The 24,548-nt window shown below is 73.4% G+C and carries 19 protein-coding genes; 8 read left to right on the forward strand and 11 right to left on the reverse strand.

The window, feature by feature from the left end:
• On the reverse strand, positions 1-196 hold a 196-nt coding region (locus ACF068_RS00005), incomplete at its 3' end, for a carboxyl transferase domain-containing protein (RefSeq protein ID WP_392271838.1).
• Positions 197-349: 153 nt separating this feature from the next.
• Entirely contained in the window at positions 350-2,731 is a 2,382-nt protein-coding gene (locus tag ACF068_RS00010; protein ID WP_392271839.1) for a polysaccharide lyase 8 family protein, read from the reverse strand.
• Between the two features lie 503 nt (positions 2,732-3,234).
• Here ACF068_RS00010 and ACF068_RS00015 point away from each other — a divergent pair.
• Positions 3,235-4,473 (forward strand): glycoside hydrolase family 64 protein, encoded by a 1,239-nt coding sequence (locus ACF068_RS00015; RefSeq protein WP_392271840.1) that lies wholly within the window; start codon positions 3,235-3,237, stop codon positions 4,471-4,473.
• Positions 4,474-4,635: 162 nt separating this feature from the next.
• Here ACF068_RS00015 and ACF068_RS00020 read toward each other — a convergent pair whose 3' ends face one another.
• From ACF068_RS00020 to ACF068_RS00040, 5 genes are all read right to left on the reverse strand, one after another.
• Positions 4,636-6,066 (reverse strand): hypothetical protein, encoded by a 1,431-nt coding sequence (locus ACF068_RS00020; protein ID WP_392271841.1) that lies wholly within the window; start codon positions 6,064-6,066, stop codon positions 4,636-4,638.
• 117 nt (positions 6,067-6,183) lie between these two features.
• Entirely contained in the window at positions 6,184-7,641 is a 1,458-nt protein-coding gene (locus ACF068_RS00025) for a VWA-like domain-containing protein (RefSeq protein WP_392271842.1), read from the reverse strand.
• On the reverse strand, positions 7,638-8,933 hold the full coding sequence (locus ACF068_RS00030) for an AAA family ATPase (protein ID WP_392271843.1): 1,296 nt from the start codon (positions 8,931-8,933) through the stop codon (positions 7,638-7,640). Before ACF068_RS00030 ends, ACF068_RS00025 begins: the two co-directional genes overlap by 4 nt.
• 157 nt (positions 8,934-9,090) lie before the next feature.
• Positions 9,091-10,440 (reverse strand): hypothetical protein, encoded by a 1,350-nt coding sequence (locus tag ACF068_RS00035; protein ID WP_392271844.1) that lies wholly within the window; start codon positions 10,438-10,440, stop codon positions 9,091-9,093.
• Positions 10,441-10,547: 107 nt separating this feature from the next.
• Positions 10,548-11,057, reverse strand: coding sequence for a hypothetical protein (locus tag ACF068_RS00040; RefSeq protein ID WP_392271845.1), 510 nt, complete (start codon positions 11,055-11,057; stop codon positions 10,548-10,550).
• Between the two features lie 189 nt (positions 11,058-11,246).
• On the opposite strand from ACF068_RS00040, the gene ACF068_RS00045 reads away from it, so the two are divergent.
• Positions 11,247-11,855, forward strand: coding sequence for a YceI family protein (locus tag ACF068_RS00045; RefSeq protein WP_392271846.1), 609 nt, complete (start codon positions 11,247-11,249; stop codon positions 11,853-11,855).
• A gap of 4 nt (positions 11,856-11,859) precedes the next feature.
• On the opposite strand, the gene ACF068_RS00050 is transcribed toward ACF068_RS00045, so the two are convergent.
• Positions 11,860-12,621 carry a class I SAM-dependent methyltransferase gene (locus ACF068_RS00050; protein ID WP_392271847.1) on the reverse strand — a complete coding sequence of 254 codons (762 nt, stop codon included), beginning with the start codon at positions 12,619-12,621 and terminating at the stop codon, positions 11,860-11,862.
• Between the two features lie 343 nt (positions 12,622-12,964).
• Between ACF068_RS00050 and ACF068_RS00055 the strand changes: the two genes are divergently transcribed.
• Both ACF068_RS00055 and ACF068_RS00060 read left to right on the forward strand, forming a co-directional pair.
• A complete protein-coding gene (locus ACF068_RS00055) occupies positions 12,965-14,728 on the forward strand; it encodes a D-glucuronyl C5-epimerase family protein (protein WP_392271848.1) in 1,764 nt (587 codons plus the stop codon).
• 249 nt (positions 14,729-14,977) lie between these two features.
• Complete coding sequence (locus ACF068_RS00060; RefSeq protein WP_392271849.1) at positions 14,978-16,693, forward strand: D-glucuronyl C5-epimerase family protein; 1,716 nt, start codon at positions 14,978-14,980, stop codon at positions 16,691-16,693.
• Here the strand turns inward: ACF068_RS00060 and ACF068_RS00065 are convergent.
• Positions 16,677-17,837 (reverse strand): acyltransferase family protein, encoded by a 1,161-nt coding sequence (locus ACF068_RS00065; RefSeq protein ID WP_392271850.1) that lies wholly within the window; start codon positions 17,835-17,837, stop codon positions 16,677-16,679. The genes ACF068_RS00060 and ACF068_RS00065 overlap by 17 nt on opposite strands.
• A 32-nt stretch (positions 17,838-17,869) precedes the next feature.
• On the opposite strand from ACF068_RS00065, the gene ACF068_RS00070 reads away from it, so the two are divergent.
• Positions 17,870-18,622 carry a transglutaminase domain-containing protein gene (locus tag ACF068_RS00070; protein ID WP_392271851.1) on the forward strand — a complete coding sequence of 251 codons (753 nt, stop codon included), beginning with the start codon at positions 17,870-17,872 and terminating at the stop codon, positions 18,620-18,622.
• A 21-nt stretch (positions 18,623-18,643) separates the two neighbouring features.
• Here the strand turns inward: ACF068_RS00070 and ACF068_RS00075 are convergent, their stop codons facing one another.
• On the reverse strand, positions 18,644-19,981 hold the full coding sequence (locus tag ACF068_RS00075) for a hypothetical protein (RefSeq protein WP_392271852.1): 1,338 nt from the start codon (positions 19,979-19,981) through the stop codon (positions 18,644-18,646).
• An 84-nt stretch (positions 19,982-20,065) separates the two neighbouring features.
• Here ACF068_RS00075 and ACF068_RS00080 point away from each other — a divergent pair, with 84 nt between their 5' ends.
• The 3 genes from ACF068_RS00080 to ACF068_RS00090 are packed head-to-tail and all read left to right on the forward strand — an operon-like array spanning position 20,066 to position 22,553.
• Positions 20,066-20,872, forward strand: a complete 807-nt coding sequence (locus ACF068_RS00080; RefSeq protein ID WP_392271853.1) for an alpha/beta fold hydrolase — start codon at positions 20,066-20,068, stop codon at positions 20,870-20,872.
• Positions 20,869-22,155, forward strand: a complete 1,287-nt coding sequence (locus tag ACF068_RS00085) for a PP2C family protein-serine/threonine phosphatase (protein WP_392271854.1) — start codon at positions 20,869-20,871, stop codon at positions 22,153-22,155. The genes ACF068_RS00080 and ACF068_RS00085 overlap by 4 nt, the downstream gene beginning before the upstream one ends.
• Positions 22,149-22,553 (forward strand): STAS domain-containing protein, encoded by a 405-nt coding sequence (locus ACF068_RS00090; protein ID WP_392271855.1) that lies wholly within the window; start codon positions 22,149-22,151, stop codon positions 22,551-22,553. Before ACF068_RS00085 ends, ACF068_RS00090 begins: the two co-directional genes overlap by 7 nt.
• 102 nt (positions 22,554-22,655) lie before the next feature.
• On the opposite strand, the gene cimA is transcribed toward ACF068_RS00090, so the two are convergent.
• On the reverse strand, positions 22,656-24,290 hold the full coding sequence (gene cimA, locus ACF068_RS00095; RefSeq protein ID WP_392271856.1) for a citramalate synthase: 1,635 nt from the start codon (positions 24,288-24,290) through the stop codon (positions 22,656-22,658).
• Positions 24,291-24,548: the final 258 nt, after the last annotated feature.

The raw sequence follows: 24,548 nt of genomic DNA on the forward strand, positions 1-24,548 counted from the left end.
GCTCGACCTCCTGGAACGAGCCCGCGTCCAGCAACAGCTCGATCCGCTCACGAGCGGTCAGCTTGCCCTTGGCGTGCTGCGCCTCCGTCGCCCGGTCACTCGGGCCACGCAGGGCTTCCTCGCGCAGGGCGTGCAGCTCGGCCACACGCCCACGGGCATCGGTCGGCTCGCCCTGGGTTTCGTCCACAACGGTCATGCATCGACCCTACGAAGTCGACCAAGGAAAACCCGCCGTCGACTCTGTACAGTCTCCCGACCCATCTGCTGTGAGCCCTGGACAGAACCGTTCCCCGGTGCAGTCGAACTGCCAGCCGAACAGCCCGCGCGTTGTGGACATTCTACAAACGGATCAGATGATCACCGTGCAGCCGTGTCCGGCGCACGCGGTGCCGGGGGTGATACGCAGCCGGAGCGCGCGGCCCGTCGCGAGCACCTCGACGGAGGGGTCATGGGCGGTGACGCGACGGACCGGGTGGTGCCAGGTGAGGTCCAGGGGGAGTCCGGTGCGCGGCGGCTCGCTCACTCGGACCGTCACCTCGCGGCCCCGCCGGCGGACGAGGACGCTCGCCGGGGCGGTCGCGGTGAGCGGCCCCACCGTACCGGGCTGCCAGAAGTTCGCGGCGGTCAGCCCGAGCGAGGGCACGGTGACGGCCTGGCGGGCGGCGGTGTTGTCGAGGACCTCCAGCCAGTGGGGGTCGTACGCCCGGGCCGCGACGGTCCGCCGCGCGGCGCCCGGCATCAGGAGGTACGCGTACGAGGCGTCCACCGGGTCGGTGCCGTGGTCGAGCCAGAGCGTCCGGTACCGGCGGGTGCGGCGCTCGGTGGTGGACGTGGCGTTGATGTCGCGCCAGGCCCCGGTGCGGTCCTCCTCCAGGGTGCGCAGCCGGTCCGTACCGCCCGGGAAGACCCAGCCCCCGTGCCCCTCCAGGTGCGCCCAGCGCCCGCCCGTCCCGGTGGTGAACGGCTCGTCGCCCGCCTCCCCCAGGTTCCGGTTGTCGACGACCGTCTCGACCGGGACGCCGTCCGCGCAGCGGATCCCGGCGCCGAGGCAGATGACCGTGTCGGCGGCGCAGAACCAGGACTTGCGGGCCTCCAGGGTGGAGCCGAGGCCCTTCAGGTGCTGGCCCACGGCGGCGAACTCGCCGTCCGTCACTCCCCCGACCCACCGCACGGCGGGTTTCGGCTCGCCCCATTCGCCGCCCGCCCGGTCCGGGAGCCGCGTGGTGGACACGGTCGTGCCGGGCAGCCGGTAGGGGTCGACGGTGGGCCAGAACCAGTCGGTGTACTGGGCGTCGCCCCGGGGTCCCGGCCCCCACCAGTAGAGCATCCCGGCGCCCGTGTGCCAGCCCCGCGGGTTCTCGCCGTTGCCGCACTCGTAGTGGGCGATGCGGTCCGACGCCATGGCGATGTTCGCCGCCCAGCCGGGGCGGCGGTGCACGGCCCGGTCCATGGCGGCGAAGAGGGTGTGGCCGACCGGTTCGGGCGCGGCGGGGACGGGCGAGGCGGCGACCGCGTGCAGCCGGGCGAGGTCGGCGACGCCGTACTGGGAGGCGGTGAGGACCGGGCTGACGGTGTCCCGCTCGATCCAGCCCTTCACGCGCGCGTGCCACCGGTCGCGCTCGGCGGGCGGGGCGCCGCCCGCGAGGAGGGCGATGGCGGCGATGATCCCCTGGCCGTGGAAGTGGTCGCCGCGCAGGGTCCCGAGCGGGTCGTTGCGGAGGATGCCCCGGCTGATGGCACGGCCGCTGACGCTGTCCATCATCAGGCCGTTGCGGACGAGGGGCGCGAAGGCCCGCTCGACGCTGTCGAGGACGATCCTCCGGTTGGGGTCGGTGACCTCCCAGGGCGAGCCCGCGAGGAGGGCGAACAGGCGGCCGAGCCCGTCCAGCAGGACCTGTCCGTACGTACCGGAGTAGGCGACCCAGGTGTGCTGGACGAACGACCCGTCGGCGTGGAGCCCGTCGCCCCGGGTGACGTACGGGAAGACCGGCGAGAGGGCGTCGCGGGCGAGCGCGAGCTTGGCCGGTGCCCTGCCGAGGACGCCGCGCAGCGCGACCGACCGGCACAGGTCGACGCGGTTGGCTCCGGTGGAGGTGCCGCTGTAGTCGCCGAGCACCGTGTCGGGGACGAAGTGGTCCACGGCGGCGCAGGCGGCCTGGACGCGTGCCGGGCCGACGGCGTCGTGGAGGGTGGCGACGATGTCCATGAGGAGGCGGGGGCTGCCGATCTGCCATTCCCACCAGTTGCCGTAGCGGATGGTTCCGGGGTGGTAGATCCGCTCGGAGAGGTGGTCGAGGCCGCGCAGCACGTCGGCGAGGAGGCCGGGGTCGCCGGTGTGGCCGGTGCCCGGCTGGGCGTACGCCTGGGTCATGGTCCACAGGCGGTGGTAGCTCTGGGTGATCCCGGAGGGCGGGTCGAAGGAGTACCCGGGCCACAGGGAGGTGGCGGTGGGGGCCATGGTGGCGCGGTACCGGGCGGCGAGGTCGCCGGTCCCGGCGAGGCGGGAGGCGTACGGTTCGGCGGCCGGGTCGTAGCCGGTGCCGAGCTGGAGGGCGGCCCAGCGGAGCCGCAGCGTGTCGAAGTCGTCCGCGGCCGGCGAGGCGTGGGCGGGCACGGCGGTTCCCAGGGCTGCGGTGGAGGCCGCGGCGATCGCCAGGGCCGCGGTGGAGGTGGAGGCGAGGAAGGCGCGGCGGGACCGGTGGGGCGGGGGCGGGGTGGGCGGGGTGGGCACGGGGGCCTCCTGGAGGCTCGGCGACGGAACCTTGCGGTGAGCACGACCCGGACGGCCGGATGACCGGCCGCCCGCCCGCCTGGACGCCCGGGCGGCCGCTCCGGCGTCCTGGGGGCCGCGCCGCCGCCCGGGTGGGCCGCACCGCCCGGCGGCCCGCGCCGCCGCCCGGTGGACCGCCCCCAGCGTGCCCGGCGCCGCCCGCGACCGCGGTACCGACCCGGTCGCCGTCACCTGTACGGAGGCGTCCGGGGCCGCGGGCGGGGAAGCGGCTCGATGTCACCCCACCTGACGTACCGGTCGGCCGGCGATGTCGTCAACGGCACGGGCCGAGCACGGCGATTCCGGTCCAACAACACCGCCGCGGTTGTCCAAGTGGCCCTGCACACCGTCACGTTCTGAAGGAACACACAAACTGAGAGCGCTCTCACTCCTATGTCTTGACGTCACTTTCGGGCAGCGCCAGAGTGAGCGGCACCCCACCCCCCACTCCCCAGGAGTGCACCATGGCGTCACACGCCTCCCCCCGCACGCTCTCCCGGCGCGCCCTCCTCACCGGTGCGGCGGCCGCCGCCACGGCCACCGCCCTCGGGCCGCGCGGCGCGACGACCGCCTCCGCCGCACCCGCGACCTGCGAACTCGCCCTGGAGAACCGGTCTCTGCCCGGCACCGTCCGCGCCTACGTCACCGGACACGAGCAGGGCACCGGGCGCTGGGTGCTGCTGCGCCCGGGCGGCGGCGTCTACCGCCCGGACTCCCCCGGCGCCCCGATGACCCCCCTGCCCGTCGACTGCGCGATACCGCTGCGCCCGGCGGGCGCCGGCCCGGTCGTCCTGACGCTTCCCCAGATGTACGGCGCCCGGGTCTACTTCGTCCGGGACAACACGCTCGACTTCTTCCTCAACCCCGGCCCCGCCCTGGTCGAACCCGCCTTCGCCACCTCCGCCGATCCCAACTACGGCCGGATCTGGTCGTTCGCCGAATTCACCTTCAACCCGCAGCAGTTGTACGCCAACATCAGCTACGTCGACCTGGTGACCGCCCTGCCCATCGGCCTCACGCTCACCGGCGACGCCACCCACACCGTCGCCCCGCTGCCGGCCGGCGCCCTCCAGCGGATCGCGGACGGGCTCGTCGCCCAGGCCGCGCGGGACGGCCAGCCGTGGGACAAGCTGGTCGTCCGCGCCCCGAACGGTTCGGTGCTGCGGGTGATCTCCCCGCAGAACCTCATGGCGCCGTACTTCGACCGCCCCGACCGGATGCCCTTCCGTACGGCGTTCACCGGCTACATCGACCGTGTCTGGCAGAAGTACCGCACCACCGACCTGCGCATCGACCTCCAGGGCGGGCGCGGGGTCCGGGTGGGCCGGGTCGACGGCGACGTCCTCACCTTCACCGGCGGCCACAGCTTCACCCGCCCCACCTCCAAGGACGTCTTCACCTGCAACCACGGGCCCTTCGCCAACAACCCCCACGACTCCGACGACCGCAAGGCGCTGCTCGCCCGCCTCGCCGCCGGCTTCAACCGGACGACCCTCCTCACCCACCCCGACCAGCCGAACGGCCCGGCGCCCTCCGACTACTACCGCGACCCGTCCACCAACCACTTCTCCCGGGTGGTCCACGCCAACACGCCGATCGGGTACGCCTTCCCGTACGACGACGTCCGTCCGGACGGCCGGCCGGACGTCTCCGGCGCCGCCCACGACGGCAACCCGCGCCGGTTCACCCTGACGGTGGGCTGACGCCCTCCCCCGCACGGCCGGAGGAGGCATGGCGGCGCGTGCGGTCCACAACGGCCGGAGGGGCCCGCATCCCGGGCGGGCCTCTCCGGCTTCTCCATGTCGCGGGCGGTACGGGGGCGGTGGGGGTGGGAGTGGCCGCGGTGGTACGGGTGCTTCGGGTGCTCAGCCCTGGGAGGGGAACACGAAGAAGCCCTTCTCGGTGCTGAGGTAGCCGTACCCGGTCTTCTCCGTGAACAGCGGGACGTTCTCCTCCGGCAGGCTCTTCGCCAGCACCTTCTTGGTGCGGCCGTCCACCGCCAGGAATTCGGTCTCGCTGAAGCCGTCCTCCTTGGTGCTGCCGTACAGCACCCCGGTCGGGGAGAAGCGCAGCGGCTGCATCGCCTTCTCGCCCCCCTTCTGCGCCCACACCTCCTTGCCGTCGGCGGGCTGCCAGACGGCGGTTCCGCTCTTCGTGTGGGCGGCGGCGAGGGCGTGGTCGGGGGTGAAGACGGAGGAGCCCTCGGTGTTGACGGTGTCGTTCGGGCTGTCCTCGTAGGAGTACGTCGAGGACCCGCCGATCTGCTTGCCGCTCGCCACGTCGTACGTCGCGGTCACCCACGTGTCCGGCGAGAGGGCGCCCGCGCCCCAGGCGGTGAGGACCTTGCCGTCGCGCACGTCGAGGACCCGGAGGGCGCCGCTGGTGCGCTTGCCGTCCTTCACCTCAACACCGGCCGGCGGGGTGACGTCCGCCGAACTCCACACCTTCTTGCCGGTGGCGAGCTCCGTCATGACGAGCTGCTCGGGCTCGCTCTCGTAGGTGGACGCGTTCTCCACGTGGAAGGCGTACGTCCCGGTGATCAGGGGGGCGTGGGCCTGGCCGCCGTCGATCTCGCCGCTGCGCGGGTCGTAGCCGCAGCTCGCCAGCAGCCCCGTGCAGGTGACCGTGCGGGTCGCCCCGCCCTCGACGGGTGTGAGCTTCAGGCTCTCGTCCTGGTCCTCCTCCTGCTCGATGATGTGGCCCTCGCCGACGTGGAACGTGTCGCCCTCCCGCTGCGCCTTGCCGAGCTCGGTGCCGTCGCTCCCGTAGACCGTGACCGTGGTGGTGGTCTTCTCGGCGCTCAGGCCGTCCGACTCCTTGGTGGCGCCCGCGAACACCGCGACCGCCGGGACCCCGCCGTGCCAGGTGGTGGCGGCCACCCGGTCGGTCGTCACCTTGAGGGACGTGCGCACCGCGCCGGTCCTCACGTCCCGGAACTCCAGGGTGGCCGGCTCCGGATCGTTGCTGAAGTGCAGGGTGCCGACCGAGCCGTCGACCGGCTCCGTGTTGTACCCCTCGCCCGTGGCGTACGCGCCCTGGGCGTCCTTGACGAACAGCAGCGTCTCGCCGAGGTCGATGGCGTGGGCGGCCGGCAGGCTCCACGCGGGCCGGGCGGCGAGCCCGGGTATCGCGGGACCGGCGTAGACCGGACCCTTGGGTGCCGCGCCGCCGTCCCCGGGCTTGGCCACGGTCCGCCCGTCGCCGTCGCCGGCGCCGGCGCCGTCGCCGGAGGAGCAGCCCGTGACGAGCCCGAGCGACAGGACGAGACCGGCGGCCATCACTGTGTACTTGTTCATGTCCCCGTTGGTTTCCGCTGGTGTTCTTGAAATGCTCACGGCAGCATAGGGCCCCGCGCTCACGGCCGTTGACGGGTCCCCGGCGCTCTTCACGGTCCCGCCACACGCCCCGGGGCCTCAGCCGATGGTGACCACCCGCGCCCAGGACGGCGGGGTGTCCGGCACGTACGCGGGGTTCGTCTCGTCCACCGCGCCCGCCGGACGGGGGAAGAGCCCGACGACGGTACGGCACGGCGGCGGCGCCGAGGGCCAGGGCGTCTGGCCGTCCGTCAGGGCGACGACGACGTCCGGGCGCGGACGGGAGCGGAGGGCCCGGGCGAACCCGGAGCGCAGGTCCGTGCCCCCGCCGCCGACCAGCTCGATGTTCTCGGCGCGGCAGAGGGGGACGGCCACCCCGGCCGCCGCGTCGCAGGAGATCACCGAGACCAGGTCGCGCCGGCCGCCCACCGCCCGCGAGATCGCCGCCACCTCCAGCAGCGCGCTGCCCAGCTCGGCGTCGCTCACCGACCCGGACGTGTCGATCACGACGCAGACCCGGGGCGGTGTACGGCGCAGGCTCGGCAGCAGCACCCCAGGCACGCTCGCCGAGCGGCGGGACGGCCGCCGGTAGCTGTGGTCCTCGCCCACCCCCGGCGCGCCGGCCGCCGAGCGGACCGCCGCGCCGAGCAACCGCCGCCACGGCTGGGGCGGGTGGAACGCCTCGTCCGCCCACCGGCGCCACCCCTCGGGCGCCTCGCCCGGCCGGCCCCTGATGCCCTCCGCGACCCGGAAGCGGACCGCGTCCCGCTGCTGCCGGGTCAGCCCGTGCGCCCCATCGGCGCCCAGCTCCCAGGGCCGGGCCCCGCCGTCCGCTCCGCTGCCGCAGTCCAGCCAGGCCAGCTCCGGGGCGAGCCCCGACATCGACGAGCGGCGCAGGTACTCCTCCATCAACAGGCCGTCGGGCAGTCCGAGCAGCGAGGGGCGCACGACCCCGGTCGGCACGGGCAGGCCGTCCCCGTAGATGTCGTCGTTGATCTCGAAGTCGGCGGCGATGTTCCGCCGCAGCCGCTCGCCCGGTCCGTACTCCTCGTGCTCGCGGGCGTACCGCTCGCCCCGCCCGTGGTGGTCCCGCAGCAGGTGGGAGACCTCGTGCACCCAGACGCCCGCCAGCTCCTCCAGCGGCATCCGGCCCACGAAGGCGGGTGAGACGTAGCAGCGCCAGTACGGGTCGACCGCCATCGTCCCCACCGACCGGTCCTCGACGACGTGCAGCGCGAAGAGCGCGGCCGCCAGGTAGGGGCGGACCTTCACCGCGTGCAGCCGGGCGGCCAGCAGCTTCTCGGTGTCGAGTGACGGTACGGGGTGGTCGTGGGGACGGACGCGGGGGTGGTCGCCGGGGTGGCCAGGGGTGGTGGGGGTGGTGGGGGTGGCAGGTCCGCGGGCGGGGACGGGGGCGGTCGTGGGGATGGCGGGGGTGGTGCTGCCGGGCGGCGGGCCGGGGATCGTGGGCCGCACCGGGCGCGGCGGCGGGGGCGGGGGCATGGGGCGGGGCAGCGGGCGGGGGCCCGGGCGCGGGTGCCGCGCGGGCGCCGTCATCGGCGTGCTCCCGCCGTACGCCCGGCGCCGGCGCCGGCCGGCGCGGTGGCCCGGCCCACCGACCGGTCCGCGCGCTCGGCCAGGCCGACCACCCCGGCGAGCCGCTCCACCGCCTCCGGCACCTCCCAGTCGTCGCGCCGCAGCCCGGCGAGCGCCGTCGCCGGGGCGACCAGCAGGTCGGGGGCGCCGGTTTCCAGCGCCCGTACCAGCACCGCCCAGCCCGCCTCCCAGCGCTCGCGCTCCAGCCGCGCCCCGACGGCGGCCACGACCGCCTCCAGCGCGGCCTGCCGCAGGTCCCCGCGCTCGGGCAGTTCGGCGGCGGCCGGGTCGGCCAGCAGCGACTCCGGGTCCGGCAGGTCCATCCGGTCCAGATGGGCGAGCAGTTCGAGCCCGGGCCCGTCCCCCACGGCGCCCCTCACCAGCAGGGCCAGCACCTCCCGGGAGACGGAGGCAGCCGTGCCGAAGGCCAGCAGGGTCAGCGCGGCCTCCCAGCTCCGGGGCGAGGGCCAGGCACCGCCGCGCCGCGTCTCGCTGCTCGGGAGCCGGTGGATCAGCGTGGGCCGGGCCTTCAGGAAGCCGCAGACCGCCCGGCGGGCGAGGGCGACCGCCTCCGGGAGCCGTTCCGGGTCGAGCCGGGGCAGCTCCGCCCGGGGCCAGACACCGCCGAGCCCGCGCACCACCACCTCCCGGTCGTGCACCCAGTACAGGTGCACGAACCGGTTGGCCAGCGGCGGGCTCAGCTCCCACCCGTCCGCCGCCGACGCGCGCGGATTGGCCGCCGCCACGATCCGTACGCCCGGGGGAAGCCGGAGCGCGCCGACCCTCCGCTCCAGGACGACCCGGAGCAGCGCGGCCTGGACGGCCGGGGTGGCGGTGGACAGTTCGTCCAGGAACAGCAGGCCCCGCCCGGCCCGCACGAGTTCGACGGCCCACTGCGGTGGTGCCATGGGCACGCCCTGGACGGCCGGGTCGTCGCCCACGATGGGCAGTCCGGAGAAGTCGGACGGCTCGTGGACGCTGGCGATGACGGTCGTCAGGGGCAGGTCGAGGGAGGTGGCGAGCTGGGTGAGGGCCGCGGTCTTGCCGATCCCCGGCTCGCCCCAGAGGAGGACGGGCAGGTCGGCCGCGACGGCCACGGTGAGCGCTTCGAGCTGCTCGTCGGGGCGCGGCTCGGTGGTGGTCGTGCGGAGGAGGGTCAGGAGGTCGTCGGCGAGGGAGAGTTGGGCGGAGGACGTCATGTGGGCATCACCTGGTGTGTGAGAGGGAGCGGGACGGCTCGTCCCGGAGGTCATGGGGCCGTGCGGCGCGGGACGCGGCCGGCCGGCCGCGGATCGTGGGGCGTGCGGGCACCCGCCCCGGCCGTCAGGCGTCCGCGGACACCGTCAGGCGGTCAGGGCGGATCGTCAGGCGGTCAGGCGGTCAGGACGGACCGCCGGCCAGGACGGACCGTCAGTCGGTCAGGGCGGTACGGGGCCGGGACCGGGTGCCGCGCTTGCGGCGTACGGCGGGGGGTGTACGGCGGTCGAGCCGGAGCCGGTGGCCCTGTGGCGCGGCGGCCGGTCCCGAGCGGAAGAGCCCGTGCTCGACGCGGCGGAGGGCAGCCGACTCCAGTTCGTCCCTCAGCGGGCCGTCACGCAGGACGGCGCGGGGGCCGAGCAGCCCCTCGACGACGGCCAGCGCCCCGCCGACGTCCCCGTGCCGGAGCCGTTCGCGGACGGCGGGCAGCGCCTCGGGGTCGCGGTGCACCGCGTCGATGGCCCGCAGGCAGGGCAGCGGCGGTCCGCCGAGCGCCACCAGCAGGTCCTCCCGCCGCAACTGGTCCGGGGCGTGGTCGACCGCGGTCAGGACGCCGTCGCGCAGGGCGATCCGGTGGACCTCGCCCCGGCACTCCACCCGGTGCGGGTCATCGTGCTCGGGAACGGGGCCGCCCGCCGGTGCCGGTCCGGACCTCCCCAGCGCGGTGGCGACCAGGGGGTGCAGCCGCCCGGGCGTGACCAGCCCGGCCCGTAGCAGCTCCAGGTCCGGCAGGACGCGGGCCGCCGCCTCCGGCAGTACGGGGAGCGCCGCCACCACCTGCGGGGGCAGCGCCCCGGGCAGCGGCCGGAACGTCGGGGCGTGGGTCTCGTCGGGGGCGACGAGGTGGAACACGGCCCGGCTCCGCGCGCCGAGCCGCACGGTGAAGGCCCCGCGCGGGCGCCCCTCCGCCCGGAGCAGCAACTCGGCCTCGGTGGCCCAGCGCGTCACCGCCCAGGGGCCGTCGGCAGGATCGCCGCACCGCCGGGCCAGCTCGCCGCTGCGCGTGGCGTCCCAGAGGTGCCGGTGGAGGTCCAGCCGGAAGCGCCGGTCGGGACGCGGATGGGGGTGCGGGATGCACGGGGCTGTGCCGTCCCAGAGGGCCAGGGACATCCGTTGCCCCGCCTCCGCGCGGGCGGGCGGTGTCCGCACCACCAGGTGCGCCGTGCCGCCGGCCCGCGCGGGGTAGCGGGCCAGCGGGACGGTGAGGCCGGGCCGGAGCCGCCCGTCGGGGGCGATCCGGGGCATGTGCCAGCGCAGCAGGTCCGGGGCCAGCCGGCGCAGGTCGGCACGGAGACGGGTGACGAGGTCGGTGCCGTGGCGGTCGCGCACGGCGCGCAGATCGAGGTCGACGTCGATCCGGGCGGCGGCGCAGGCCCCCGCCCAGTCGCCGGCCGCACGTCGGGCGGTCGCGGTCTCGATCATGGACGGTGGCACGGCGTACTCGCGTACGCGCTGCCACATCAGCAGGTGGGGAGGAAGTCCGTTCGCGGTGTGATGTGCCATCAGCACTCACCCTGAGCGAACGAAGCCCCCAATCCGTACGAGGAGGTAGTCATCGCGGGCATCATAACCACGCCGGTGATGACCTGTCAGTGCCGTTTCGGCGGCGGTCAGCAGCCGCCGCAGTTGTAGTACGTCACGTCCCAGTGGTTGCCCTCGTCGGCGTAGACGTTGCCGGAGCCGGACTTCCACTGGGGGGCGCCATCGCCCCGGAGGCCGATGTAGGTGAAGGTGTTCTTGATGTAGCCGCCGATGCACGTGTACTTGCTGTAGTCGAGCTTGTAGCCGTTCCAGTGCGAGTACGTGCCGCCGGCGTGGCCGGTCTCGGTGCCGCCGGTGATGTTGAGCGCGCAGCCGCTGGCGCTCCGGAGGGTCTGGGCGCCCTGGGCGGTGGCGAGGTTGAGCTGCTCGAAGGACGTACAGGTGGGGTTGTTGCGGTCCGAGCAGCCGCCCGAGGACGACCAGGTGATCCCGGACGAGCGGAACATCGAGGTCGCGGTGGCGTGGCTGATCTTGGTGACGGCGTGGGCGTCGGTCGCGCCGCTGACGACGCCGAAGCCCGGGGCGAAGAGCGCTCCCAGGAGCAGGACCAGGGCGGTCAGGACGGGGCGGAGCTTCATCGTTTCCTCCTGCGGATACCGGGGCTGACGGTGCGCGTGCAGGTGGAGCAGACAGATGGTGCCGGAGCGGGCCGGGCGTACGCCAGGGGTCCGGCGAGGACGACCCGAGAGAGTGGTTGAAAGTTGAACGGAATGGGTCTACAGTCGAACTTGTTGAAGGTTAAACCAACCACGAAGGAGAACGTCATCATGGGTCTCTTCAGCCGCACCAGCACCGCCACCCTCCCCACCGCCTCCGCCGCCGTGGACCCGGCCCTGGCCGCCCTGACCGGTACGTACACCATCGACCCCTCGCACAGCGGCATCGGCTTCACCGCCCGCCACGCCATGGTCACCAACGTGCGCGGCGCCTTCACCGAGTACGAGGGCACCCTGGACCTGGACGGCTCGGACCCCGCGGCCTCCAGCGCCTCCATCGACGTCACGATCGCCTCCATCGACACCGGCAGCGCCGACCGCGACGGCCACCTGCGCAGCGCCGACTTCTTCGACGCCGAGCGGTTCCCGCTGATGACGTTCCGCTCCACGAGCGCCGAGGCGCTGGGCGGCACGGACTACCGCATCACCGGCGACCTGACGATCAAGGGCGTCACCAAGCCGATCACCATCGACCTGGAGTTCAACGGCGCCGCCAAGGACCCCTTCGGCAACGAGCGCGTCGGCTTCGAGGGCAAGGCGGAGCTGCTGCGTTCCGAGTGGGGCCTGACCTGGAACGCCGCGCTGGAGACCGGTGGCGTCCTGGTCAGCGACAAGATCAAGCTGACGTTCGAGATCTCCGCGATCAAGACCGCCGAGTGACGGCTCACCGCGGCTTACGGGCCTCGATGAGGGTCCGGCACGAATGAGCGACGAAGGGACCTTCGGCCTCCATGAGGTCGTGCAGGTCCCTCAGTCGTTCCCGGTACTCCCCCACGGTGAACCCCGGCACGGTCCAGATCACCTTCCGCAGGAAGTGGACGACCGCGCCGATGTCGAAGAACTCCATCCGCAGCCGCTCCATGCGGACGTCCACGACCTCCAGCCCCGCCGCGCGCGCCTCCGCCGTCTCCTCGTCCGGGTGCCGCAGCCTGCGTACCTCGGCGGAGAGCGGCCCCAGGAAGAACTCGATCAGCTCGAAGACCGTCTCCGGCCCGACGTGCTGCGCGAAGTACGTCCCGCCCGGCCGCAGCACCCGGGCGATCTCGCCCCACCACACCGTGGCCGGATGACGGCTGGTGACCAGGTCGAACGCCCCGTCCGCGAACGGCAGCGGCGGCTCGTCCGGATCCGCGACCACGACCACCCCGCGCGGGTGCAGCAGCCCGGTGGCCTTGGCGACGTTCGGCGGCCACGACTCGGTCGCCACCATGACCGGCGGGTACGTCCCCGCACCCGCCAGCACCTCGCCGCAGCCCGTCTGGACGTCCAGACCGGCCGACGCCCGGGCCAGCCGCTCCCCCATCAGGCGCTGGTACCCCCACGAGGGACGCTCCTCCGTCGCCCGGCCCTCCAGCCAGAAGAAGTCCCACCCGGAGACGTCGACCGCCTCGGCCTCGGCGATGAGCTCTTCGAACGTTCGTGACATACCGTCACTCTACGAAGCCTCGACACGACCTCGCCAAGGCTCCGCTCCCCCGCCCCCGATGCGGGCGCTGGCTACAAATCGCTCAAGTGCGCGACGTGCGCCCCTAGGCTGTCGGGGCTGATGACCGCCACCGTCCATGGAGAGCAGCCGGACGGCATGCAAGAGGGGTGCCCTTCCCGTGAGACCGAGTTCGTCACGCGCGAGCGTGCACCACGCCGGCGCCCGGTCGTTCGGCGCCACCGAGGTCCTCAGCTCCTCCAACTGACAGTCGAGGCAGGGCCCGCCCATCGGCGGGCCCTGCCTCGTCGTGTACCCACTCCGAAGAAGCGAGGGCGACATCGTCATGTCCGAGTACCGCTCCATGGACCGCCGAGGTCTCATACGTCTGGCCGCCAAGGGGGCCATAGCGGGTGCGGCCGTCGCCGCCGGGGGGACGTTCGTCGGGAGCGCGGCGACCGCGGTCGCCGCGCCGCTCCCCGGACCTGATCCGCTGCGCGGCATGCCGCGTTCCCTGGCGCTGAGCGTGCCGCGCCGGGTGAACGGTGACGCCCCGCTCCCGCCGCTGCCCGACCAGATGGACGGGGCCCGGATCTCGCGGCCGAGCCGCCGTATCCCGTACGCACAGGGCAAGCCCTCGGCTCGGGTGGCGGGCGAGGACGTACCCACCACGCTGCCGTTCGTGTTCAACCGGGCGGGGTACCGGATCGTCACGGACCTCCCGGAGGCCCTGCGGCCGTGGCGTGACCGGCCGAAGCGTTGGGAGGACATCACTCCCGACACCGAGAAGCAGTTCCTCGACGCCGAGGGTGTCGTGCAGGTGCGCGAGGGGTTCGGCCGGCCCGGATACGACCAGCCCGTGACGCAGATCCAGTTCGCGCTCGGCTGCCTCACCAGCTACCGCACCGAGACCGACGCCGACCGCAAGGCGCTGTTCCTCACCCGGGCGAAGGCCCAGGCCAAGCGGCTGATCGACCGGCGGGTCGAGGCCCGCGGGGCGTGGTACTTCCCGTACCCGTTCGACTACACGCACGAGACCCACACCGGCGTCAGTTACCAGGCACCCTGGTACTCGGGCATGGCGCAGGGCGAGGCCATCAGCCTGTTCATCCAGCTCTCACAGTTCGACACCGGCACCGTCACCGAGGAGGAGCGGGGCCTGTACCGGCAGGCGGCCGACGCCGCCTTCGCGTCACTGCTGCGCGGGGACGACGGGTACCCGTGGGCGGTGCACAAGGACCCCTCCGGGTACCTGTGGATCCAGGAGTACCCCGGCGCACAGCCCGGGACGGGTGACTTCACGTACAACGGCATGGTCTTCGCCATGTTCGGCCTGTGGGACTACTACGCGGCCACCGGCAACGACCTGGCCTTGGCGCTGTACGACGGCTCGGCGACCACCATCGCGCGGTACTTCCCGCTGCTGCGCAACGTGCGCTGGCACTCCTACTACTGCCAGACGCACCGGATACCGGCGCCGACGTACCACCAGCACCACATCAACCTGTTCCGTCAGCTGCACTGGCAGACCGGCAGCCCCGATTTCGCCCACCACACCGACGTGCTCACCGACGACTTCCCCTCGCCCTTCCTGCGTGAGGGGTCCACGGTCGCCTTCGCGGCCGGCACCCACACCCTGTACCGGCTGGACACGAAGGCGGACGGGGGCTGGGACAAAGCGAAAGAAGACGCACAGCTGGAGGTGAAGAAGGTCACCTTCGACCGGGCGACGCAGGCGGCCGCGTCCATGCGGCGCCGCATCCAGGGGCGTGGCATCTACTACCGCATCAGCGCCGGCGCCTACACCGGATGGTGGGTCGGCGAGGTGTGGCCGACCTCGTTCCTCCGGGGCGAGTACCTGGCGACCGCGTACCGGCCGCAGCGCACGCTCACCTTCCCCGGCGGTGGCCAGGACGTCGATGTCTACCGCTTCACGGAGGACGGCACGGCGGCGAGCATCAAGACGGTTTCCTTCGCGACCCCGTCCAACGCCCCGGCCGACCGCCGCGCCATCGTCAACGGACGCCCGATGTACCGGATCGCCGCGGGCGCTCTGACCGGTTACTGGGTGGCCGCAACGAGCGTCACCGCCGATGGAACCGGCTCCTGACACACCCGGGGACGGCCCGGACGGGCCGTCAGATCGGCTTTCGGCCAGCTTGTTTGTGTGAGGCCGAACCGACTATGGGATCTTTCCACCTTTCACATACGATCCACATTCACCATCGTTCATGCCCTTGGGGGGTACTCAGTCATGTCAGGGAAGAGGCGCGCCGCCGTCGGCCGCAGACGGTTCATACGTCTGGCCGGTGGTACGGCCGCCGGTGTGGCCGCCGTGGGGGGCGGTACCTTCACCGCGATGGCCACGGGGGTCTTCGACAACCCGACGCCGGACCCGTTCGCCAACATGCCCCGCTCGCTCGCACTGAGCCTGCCCGGCGGAAGCGGCGGCGCCTACGAGATACCGCTGCCGCCGCTGCCGGACCCCCTCGACGACGGCACCGCCTCCATACCGAGCTCGCCGCGCCGCATCCCGTACGCGGACGGCAAGCCGGACCCCCGGGCGGTCGAGAAGGACATACCGACCACCCTGCCGTTCGAGTTCAAGAGGAACGGCTACACGATCGTCAAGGACCTCCCGGAGTCCCTGCGCCCGTGGCGCAACCGTCCGACGGCCTGGGCGAACGTGACTCCGCCCGCGTCGTCGGTGTACCACCTGAACTCCCAGGGTGTGTACATGTACTACAAGCCCGCTCCCGGCAGCACCAAGCCGGGCGGAGTGGGCTACGACCACCCGGTGGGCCAGATCCAGTTCGGTCTCGGCTGCATAGCCAGCTACCGCACCGAGCAGGACCCCACCCGCAAGGCCCTGTTCCTCAAGCGCGCCAAGGACCAGGCGAACCGCCTGATCACCAAGCGCGTCGAGACGCGCGGGGCCTGGTACTTCCCCTATCCGTGGGACTACACCCACGCCGAGCACAGCGGGGTCGCCTACAAGGCCCCCTGGTATTCCGGCATGGCTCAGGGCGAGGCGATCAGCCTCTTCGCCCAGCTCGCGCAGCTCGACGGCGTCACCGAGCAGGAGCGCACGCTCTACACGACGGCCGCGGGCGGAGCCTTCGCCTCGCTGCTGCGGGCCGACAACGCCTACCCGTGGGTCGTGAACAAGGACCGGGCCGGCTACCTGTGGATCCAGGAGTACCCGTTCAAGACGCCGGGCACGGGTGACTACACCTACAACGGCATGATCTTCGCGATGTTCGGCCTGTGGGACTACTTCCAGCTCACCGGCAACGAGCTGGCGGCCCAGCTCTACGACGGCGCCTGCTCGACCATCGCCCGGTACTTCCCGCTGCTGCGCAACGAGAAGAAGTTCTCGTACTACTGCCAGACGCACCGCATCCCGGCCCCCACGTACCACCACCACCACATCACGCTGTGGATGCAGCTCCACTGGCACACCAACAGCGTGGTCTTCGCCAACCAGCTCGACCAGCTGACGGACGACGTCCCGCCGTCCGGCGTGAAGCCCGGCTCGTCGATCGCCATCGGCAAGGGCACGCACACCCTCTACCGGGTGGACACGAAGGTCGTGACGCTCGCCAACGGCACCAAGGAAGACACCGGCGAGTACTACGAGAACGAGAAGGCCGGCACCGGGTTCGACAAGATCCTCGGCACCAAGAAGGTCACGTTCGCCAAGGCCACCCAGGCCCCGGTGGACAAGCGTCGCCGCATCATCGGCGCGGGCATCTGGTACCGGATCAGCGCCGGTGCGTACAAGGGCATGTGGATCGGCGAGTCCTGGCCCAACGTCTTCCTGCGCGGGGAGCACCAGCCCTTCACCTACCGCGTCCAGCGCACGCTGACGATCCCGGCGGGCCGTGAGGTCACCGCCTATGACTTCGGGACCAACGCGGCGGGGACCACCCGGACGCTCAAGTCGGCGGAGCAGCAGAGCTTCACGTTCGACCGCCGCGCGATCGTCAACGGCCGGGCGATGTGCCGTATCGCGGCCGGCGAACTGACCGGCCACTGGCTGCCGGCCAACCAGGTCGTCACCGACGGCCGCTGATCCGGGGCCGTGCGGCGGGGCCGGGTGTGGGGGATCCCGCACCCGGCCCCAGTGCGCGCAGCCGCCGTTCCAGAGGGTGTTCCACCCAGTGGTAGGCGCAGGCCGACGCCGTGAGGCTGACGGCCAGGACGAGCGACCAGACCGCTGCCGTGGCGGTCGGGCCGTCGGGCTTCCCGGCGTACCCCAGCCAGAGGCGGATGGCGATCTCGTGGATCAGGTACCAGGCGTACGACCAGTGGCCGAGCCGTAGCGACCAGGTGCCGCCGAGGCCGGTGCGGCGGCCGTCGAGGTCGGCGCGGGCGGCGGCGGCGACCAGGAGGGCGAAGAGCGGGGTGGCCAGCAACTGGGAGGCGGAGTACGGGCTGTACCAGAGGGCATCCGGCACGGCGGCCGACCAGGGCACCAGCGCCAGGTGCCAGCCGAGCACCAGTGCCACCGCCGGCCACAGCCCGACCGGGGGCCGCCACCCGCGGGCCACCGCGAGCCCGGTCACCACGCCCAGAAGGAACTGGAAGGTCCGGGTCGGGGGCAGGTAGTCCAGCGCCCAGGTGCGGGTGGCGGCGTCGGCGATCAGCGCGCCGGCCGGCCACAGCAGGACCGCGCCCGCGCACGCCGCGGCAGCGGTCCGGCGACGGCCGCGCCCGGAGCGCACGGCGGGGAGGGTCATCAGCAGCGGGAAGAGCAGGTAGAACCACGCCTCGTCGCTGAGCGACCAGGCCGCCGGATTGCCGCCGCGGAGGACGACCGGGTCGGGCGCCCAGGCCTGGACCAGCAGCAGGGACGCGGCCACCGCCTTCGCCGGCACGTCCTGGCCGAGGGTGAGCCAGGCGCCCACCGACAGCGCGGTCGTGGCGGCGAGCAGCGGCCAGATCCGGGCGAAGCGGCGCCACAGGAAGACCGGCGCGGGGACGCGCTTGCCGTCGTACGTCCAGGCCAGGACGAAGCCGGACAGCACGAAGAAGAACGTCACCCCGCTGCGCCCGTACCACGCCGCCTCGCTGATGCCGGGCAGCTCACCGGCCTGCCGGGACAGGTGGTAGAGCACCACCAGCAGGGCGGCCCAGAACCGGAGGCCGGTGAGGGAGGGGAGCCGGTCCCTGCCCAGGGGACCGGTGGGGGCGGGCGGGCGGGTGGGCGGGCGCATCCCGCGATTATGCGGTGCCTTAGCATCCGCTCATGACGAGCGCCGTGCTGACTCCGTGGTGGAAGCGCCGGTCGCCGGCGCCCGGGGACGGGGCCGGGGCCCGCGGGTCGGTGGCGGCGACGCGCATCCTGGACTGGCGGCACGCCGGGATCCGGCGGCTGCTGGAGGACGCGCGGGGCGCCGCGGCCGGTAGTGGGCAACGCCCCGTGCTGCTCGCCGCGCACCGGCTGATCGGCGAGCGGGTCCGGCCCGTGTACGCGATGGACGACACCCGGCCCGCTTCCCGCACCCTGGCCAGGGGCCGGGGGTCGTGCAGTCAGCGGCTGGCCGTCCTGGAGGCGGTGGCCCGGGCGGCCGGTGTGCCCACCCGGGTGCGCGGGCTGCTGGTGGACGGCACGTTCTGGTACCCGCGCTTCCCGCGGCTGCGCCCGCTCGTGCCGGACGCGGTCGTCCTGGCGTGGCCGGAGTTCCGCCTCGACGGGGCCTGGGTGAACGTGTCGGAGCTGTACGGGCCGCTCGACGAGCTGGGGGCCCGCGATCCGCGGGGATTCACCAACAGCGGGCCGCAGACCCTGTTCGAGGCCCTGTCGTCCACCGCCGTGGACTGGGACGGCTCCGTGTGCGGCGCCGACGGCTGCGCCTCGTACGACCTGTCGGCGATGCTCCGGCGGGACCTGGGCCGGTTCTCCTCCCGTGACGAGCTGTTCGCCGTGCACGGCCAGACCCTGTGCCTGCCCGCCCGGATCGCCGGTGGCGCGCTGCTCGGACGGGTGAGGCCCGCGTGACCTGACGGAGCGCGCGGCGCGTCAGAACCCGCCGCCGCCGAAGTCGCCGCCGCCACCGAAGTCGCCGCCGCCGAAGCCTCCGCCGCCGCCGAAGTCCGAGGCGTTGAAGTCGCCGCCGGAGAAGTCGCCGCCCTCGTACCCGCCGCCGTACTCCCCCGCGTACGCGGGGGAGGAGAGCATCGAGCCGAGCATGGTGCCCATCAGCAGGCCGGGCAGGAGGCCACCGCCGTAGTACCCGCCGGCCCACGGGCCGTACGCGGGTCCCGCCTCCCAGTAGGGGCGGCGGCCGTCCACGGTGTCGACCGTGCGGGCCATCGGGTCCTCACCCTCCGCCAGGCGTGCCGCGTCGGCCGCGCAGACCGGCACCTCGCGCACCGCGCCGCCGGCCGGCGCCCACTCCGCCTCGGTGGCGGCCGGGCCGTGGCGCGGGTCGAAGAAGCAGGGTGCCCGCCGCTCGGGAAGCGGGCGGCCCTCGCGGCGGGCGGTGAGGACGGCCAGGGCGTAGCGGCCGTCCTCGAGGGCCTCGGTCACGCCCCGTACGTCGTGGGGGTGCCGGGCCTGGCCCATCAGTGACTTCGCCCTGTCGTACGAGTCGAGGGCGCGTTCGTAGTCGGCGCGCATGGCGTCGTCGGCGCCCTTCTCGGCCGGGTGGAAGTCCAGCCGGTCGAGTTCCTCGCCGTAGGCGGTGATGTCCTCGTCGACGACGACCCGGAGCTTGTCCAGGGCTTCCCGCTCCTGCCGCTCCGCCTGCCGGCGCCGCCGGCGGGTGACGGTGAGGGCAGTGGCGCCGCCGGCCGCGGCCAGTGCGCCGATCGCGATCAGTCCGGCGACGGGGGCGCGCTCACCGGGGACGCCGGACCAGCTCGACGGGGCGTCGCCGCGGACCTGCGGGAGGGCCTGGTCGACGAAGTTGTTCAGCTCGGTGACGGTGTCCACGCCGGGCTGGCGGACGGACTGGACGACGTTCTGGACGGCCTGGTCCGACATCACCGCCCGGTCCGCGCCGGCGGCGAACCGGTCGCCGAGGCGTACGCCGTACAGGCCGGTGATGCCGGTCTGGGTGCGCAGGTTCTGGAGGAGGCCCTGTTGCGGGAACTCCGCCGTGGCGGGCAGGACGGCCACGAACACCGGTTTGTCCGCGTCGCGGATCTTGTCCGCCAGGGCGTCGGCCTCGGCGGCGGACATCTGGCCCCTGGCGTCGGGATGGACGTACACCGGGCCCTGCTTCAGGGCGGCGGCCGCGTCCTGGAGCCCCGTGGCCTTGGCCCCGGCGCCGGGCGCCAGGGCGAGGAGCAGCGCCACTGCCAGCCCCGCGAGCGCCGACAGGACCGACAGGAGGGTGAGCGGCCTTGTCCTCATACCATCGACGCTACCCCAAATGGCGGTAAAGCAGACATAATCGCGCAGGACAAGGGAAATCCAGCCGAGTGGGAGGATGCTCGGATGGACATCCGTCGCAGGAACAACGTTTCGGTCATCGGCCGCGAAGACGGGCCCGTCCTGCTGCTCGCCCACGGCTTCGGCTGCGACCAGAACCTGTGGCGCCTGGTGGCGCCCGTACTGGCCGAGGACCACCGGGTGGTGCTGTTCGACTACGTGGGCGCCGGGGAATCGGACCCGTCCGCCTGGAGCGCCGAGCGCTACTCGACCCTCGACGGCTACGCCGAGGACGTCCTGGACGTGTGCCGGGAGCTCGATCTGCGGGACGCCGTCTTCGTCGGCCACTCGGTGAGCGCCATGGCCGGGGTGATGGCCGCCGAGCGGGAGCCCGGGCGGTTCGGGAAACTGGTCCTGCTGACGCCGTCCCCCCGCTACATCGACGACGAGGGGTACCGGGGCGGGTTCAGCAGGGACGACATCGACGAGCTGCTGGAGTCCCTGGACGCGAACTACCTCGGCTGGTCCGGCGTGATGGCGCCGGTGATCATGGGGAACCCGGACCGCCCGGAGCTGGGCGAGGAGCTCACCAACAGCTTCTGCCGCACCGACCCGGCCATCGCCCGGGTGTTCGCCCGCACCACGTTCCTGAGCGACAGCAGGGACGACCTGGCCCGGGTGAGCCTGCCGACGCTGGTGGTGGAGTGCGCCTCCGACGTGATCGCACCGCGCGAGGTGGGCGCGTACGTCCACGCCGCCATCCCCGGCAGCCGGCTGGTCACCCTGGACGCCACCGGGCACTGTCCCCAGCTCAGCGCGCCCGGGGCGACCGCGGAGGCGATCATCGCCTTCCTCCGGGACGAGGACCGATGAGCCCGCGGGAGCCGGGCCGCCGCCGCCCGGACGCCGGGGACGTCCCCGCGGAACAGGCCGCCGCGGTCGCCCCGCTGCTGGAGGACTCCGCCGAGGACCTGTACGAGAACGCACCGTGCGGCTACGTCTCCACCCTGATGAACGGCACCCTCACCAAGGTCAACGGCACCCTGCTCGGATGGCTGGGGTACCGCCGCGAGGACCTGGTCGGCCGCAGGCGCTTCGCCGACCTGCTGACCGTCGGCGGCAGGCTCTACCACGAGACCCACTTCGCGCCGCTGCTCCAGATGCAGGGCGAGGTGCACGGCATCGCCATGGAGCTGAAGGCGGCGGACGGCGCCCGGCTGCCCGTGATGGTCACCTCCGCGGTCAAGACCGACGCGGCGGGCGAACCGCTGCTGATCCGTACGACGGTGATCCAGGCCCGCGACCGCCGCAGCTACGAGCAGGAACTGCTCCGCGCCCGACGGGCCGCGGAGGCCGCCCACCAGGAGACCGAGCGCAGCCGGGAGCACCTCCACCAGGTGGTCGCCGTCCTCCAGCGGAGCCTGCTGCCGCCGTCGCTCCCGCCGGTGCCCGGCCTGGAGACGGCGGCCCACTACCACACCGCGTCCCCCGACCGCCTGGGCGGCGACTTCTACGACCTGTTCTCCCTGGGCGGCGGGCGCTGGGCGTTCTTCCTCGGCGACGTGTGCGGCAAGGGGCCCGAGGCGGCCGCCGTCACCTCGCTGGCCCGCTACACCCTGCGCGCCGCCGCCATGAACGACCCCGACCCCGTGGCGGTGCTCCAGACCCTGAACGCGGTCCTGGTCGAGGGGTACGCGGGGGACGACCCCCGCTACTGCACGGTCGTCTTCGGGCTCCTGGAACCGTCGGCCGCGGGCGGGGGCGGCTTCGACATCACCCTCGCCGGCGGCGGGCACCCCCCGGCGCTGCTGCTGCGCGACGACGGCACCGCCGCCCACCTGCACACCCCGGGCGGGGTCCTCATCGGCGTCCTGTCCTCCCCGCACGTGGCCGTCACCCGGACCCGGCTGGGGCCCGGGGACACCGTGGTGCTGTACACCGACGGACTCACCGAGGCCCGCACCGCGTCCGGACGGTACGGTGACGAAGAACTGCTCGCCTTCGTCTCCGGCCTGGCCCCCTCGGGTGCCGAGCCGACGGTCAAGGCGCTCATCGACCTGCTGGAGGGCTTCGGCAGCGGTCTCGACGACGACACCGCCCTCCTCGCCCTGGGCGTCCCCGCCCGCGCTCACGAGAACCCGACACCACCATGCTGAACACCACCACACGGACCACCCCCGCCGGGCCGGTCCTGGACGTCCACGGCGACCTGGACTTCCACACCGTCCCCTCCTTCCGGCGGACGCTGGAGGGCGTGGTCCTGCTGCCCGGGCAGCGGCTCGTGCTGAACCTGGCCGGCCTCCGGTTCTGCGACTCCAGCGGCATCACCGCGCTGCTGGTCGCCCGCAACCTGGCGGCGTCGGCCAGGGCTGACGTCTCCCTGGCGGCGGTCCCGGAGAGCACGCTCCGGGTGCTGCGCATCGTCGGGCTGGACCAGGTCTTCCCCATCGAGCCGGCCGCACCCGCCGGATACACCGAACACACCGCACACACCGGGCTGGACGGGGCCGGCCGGACCGGCCGGCCCCACCGCGCCGGGGCGGACAGCGCCTGACGGGCGGGCCGGGCGGGCCGCCCCGCACCGGCCGCCCCGCACCGGCCGCCCCGCGCGCTGACGCGCGGGGCCGCGGCGCCGCGGGAGCCGTGCCCGCGCGGGCTACTCGGACGGGTCGACGCCCGCCCGGAGCAGGCCGTAGGTGTACGCGTCCTCCAGCGCCTGCCACGAGGCGGCGATGACGTTCTCGCCGACACCGACGGTGGCCCACTCGCCCTCGCCGTCGGACGTGGTGATCAGGACCCGGGTCGTGGACTGGGTGCCGTGCTTGCCCTCCAGGATGCGGACCTTGTAGTCCACCAGCTCCAGCTTGGCGAGCTGCGGGTGGATCCGCTCCAGGCCGGCGCGCAGCGCGAGGTCGAGGGCGTTGACCGGGCCGTTGCCCTCGGCGGTGGCGACGATCCGCTCGCCCTTGGCCCACAGCTTGACCGTGGCCTCGTTGGCGTGGGTGCCGTCGGGGCGGTCCTCGACGATCGCGCGCCACGACTCGGTACGGAAGTAGCGGCGGGCGCGGCCCTCGACCTCGGCGCGCAGCAGCAGCTCGAAGGAGGCGTCGGCGGCCTCGTACGTGTAGCCCTTGAGCTCCCGCTCCTTGACCCGCTCGACGACCCGCGCGACCAGGGCGCGGTCGCCGCCGAGGTCGACGCCGAGTTCCTTGCCCTTGAGCTCGATGGAGGCGCGTCCGGCCATGTCGGAGACCAGCATCCGCATGGTGTTGCCGACCCGCTCGGGGTCGATGTGCTGGTAGAGGTCGGGGTCGACCTTGATGGCCGAGGCGTGCAGGCCCGCCTTGTGGGCGAAGGCCGAGACACCGACGTACGGCTGGTGGGTGGAGGGGGTCAGGTTGACGACCTCGGCGATGGCGTGCGAGATGCGCGTCATCTCCTTCAGGGCGCCCTCGGGGAGGACCTTCTTGCCGTACTTCAGCTCCAGCGCGGCGACGACGGGGAAGAGGTTGGCGTTGCCGACGCGCTCGCCGTAGCCGTTGGCGGTGCACTGGACGTGGGTCGCGCCCGCGTCGACGGCGGCGAGGGTGTTGGCGACGGCGCAGCCGGTGTCGTCCTGGGCGTGGATGCCGAGGCGGGCGCCGGTGTCGGCGAGGACGGTGGAGACCACGGCCTGGACCTGGGCGGGGAGCATGCCGCCGTTGGTGTCGCACAGGATGACCACGTCGGCGCCGGCCTCGGCGGCGGCGCGGACGACGGCCTTGGCGTACTCGGGATTGGCCCGGTAGCCGTCGAAGAAGTGCTCGCAGTCGACGAAGACGCGCCGGCCCTGCTCGCGCAGGTGGGCGACGGTGTCGCGGACCATGGCGACGTTCTCGTCGAGGGTGGTGCGCAGGGCCAGTTCGACGTGCCGGTCGTGCGACTTGGCGACGAGCGTGATGACAGGGGCGCCGGAGTCGAGGAGGGCCTTGACCTGCGGGTCCTCCGCGGCGGTGGCCCCGGCCCGGCGGGTGGCGCCGAACGCGACGAGCTGGGCGTGCCGGAAGCGGATCTCCTGCTTGGCGCGGGCGAAGAACTCGGTGTCGCGCGGGTTGGCCCCGGGCCAGCCGCCCTCGATGAAGCCGACGCCGAAGTCGTCCAGGTGCCGGGCGATGGTCAGCTTGTCGGCGACGGTGAGGTTGATGCCCTCCCGCTGGGCGCCGTCGCGCAGCGTCGTGTCGAAGACGTGGAAGCTGTCGTCGACGGCGGCGGCACCGGCGACGGTATGAAGACTGTCGGTCTCCGTGGTCATGACTGTGTTGGCTCCTGTCGGATCTGGCTCCGGAAGGCTGGCTCCACCTGCCCCCATTCTCGCGCGCCGCCGTCCCCGGCCGAGGTGGGGCCGGAAAACGAAAAGACCCCTCGCGGGTGCGAGAGGTCTGCGCGCGGGTCTGAGACACGGTGTCCACTGCCGCGGGGGTTCTGCCGCGATTCAGTGGTCACTGCGGACCGGCGCGCTGCTGCCCATAATCATGGCGGTAGCAAGCACGCCCGCAGTCTGCCACAGATG

The organism is Streptomyces sp. NPDC016309 (assembly GCF_043077235.1).
GTDB lineage: Bacteria > Actinomycetota > Actinomycetes > Streptomycetales > Streptomycetaceae > Streptomyces.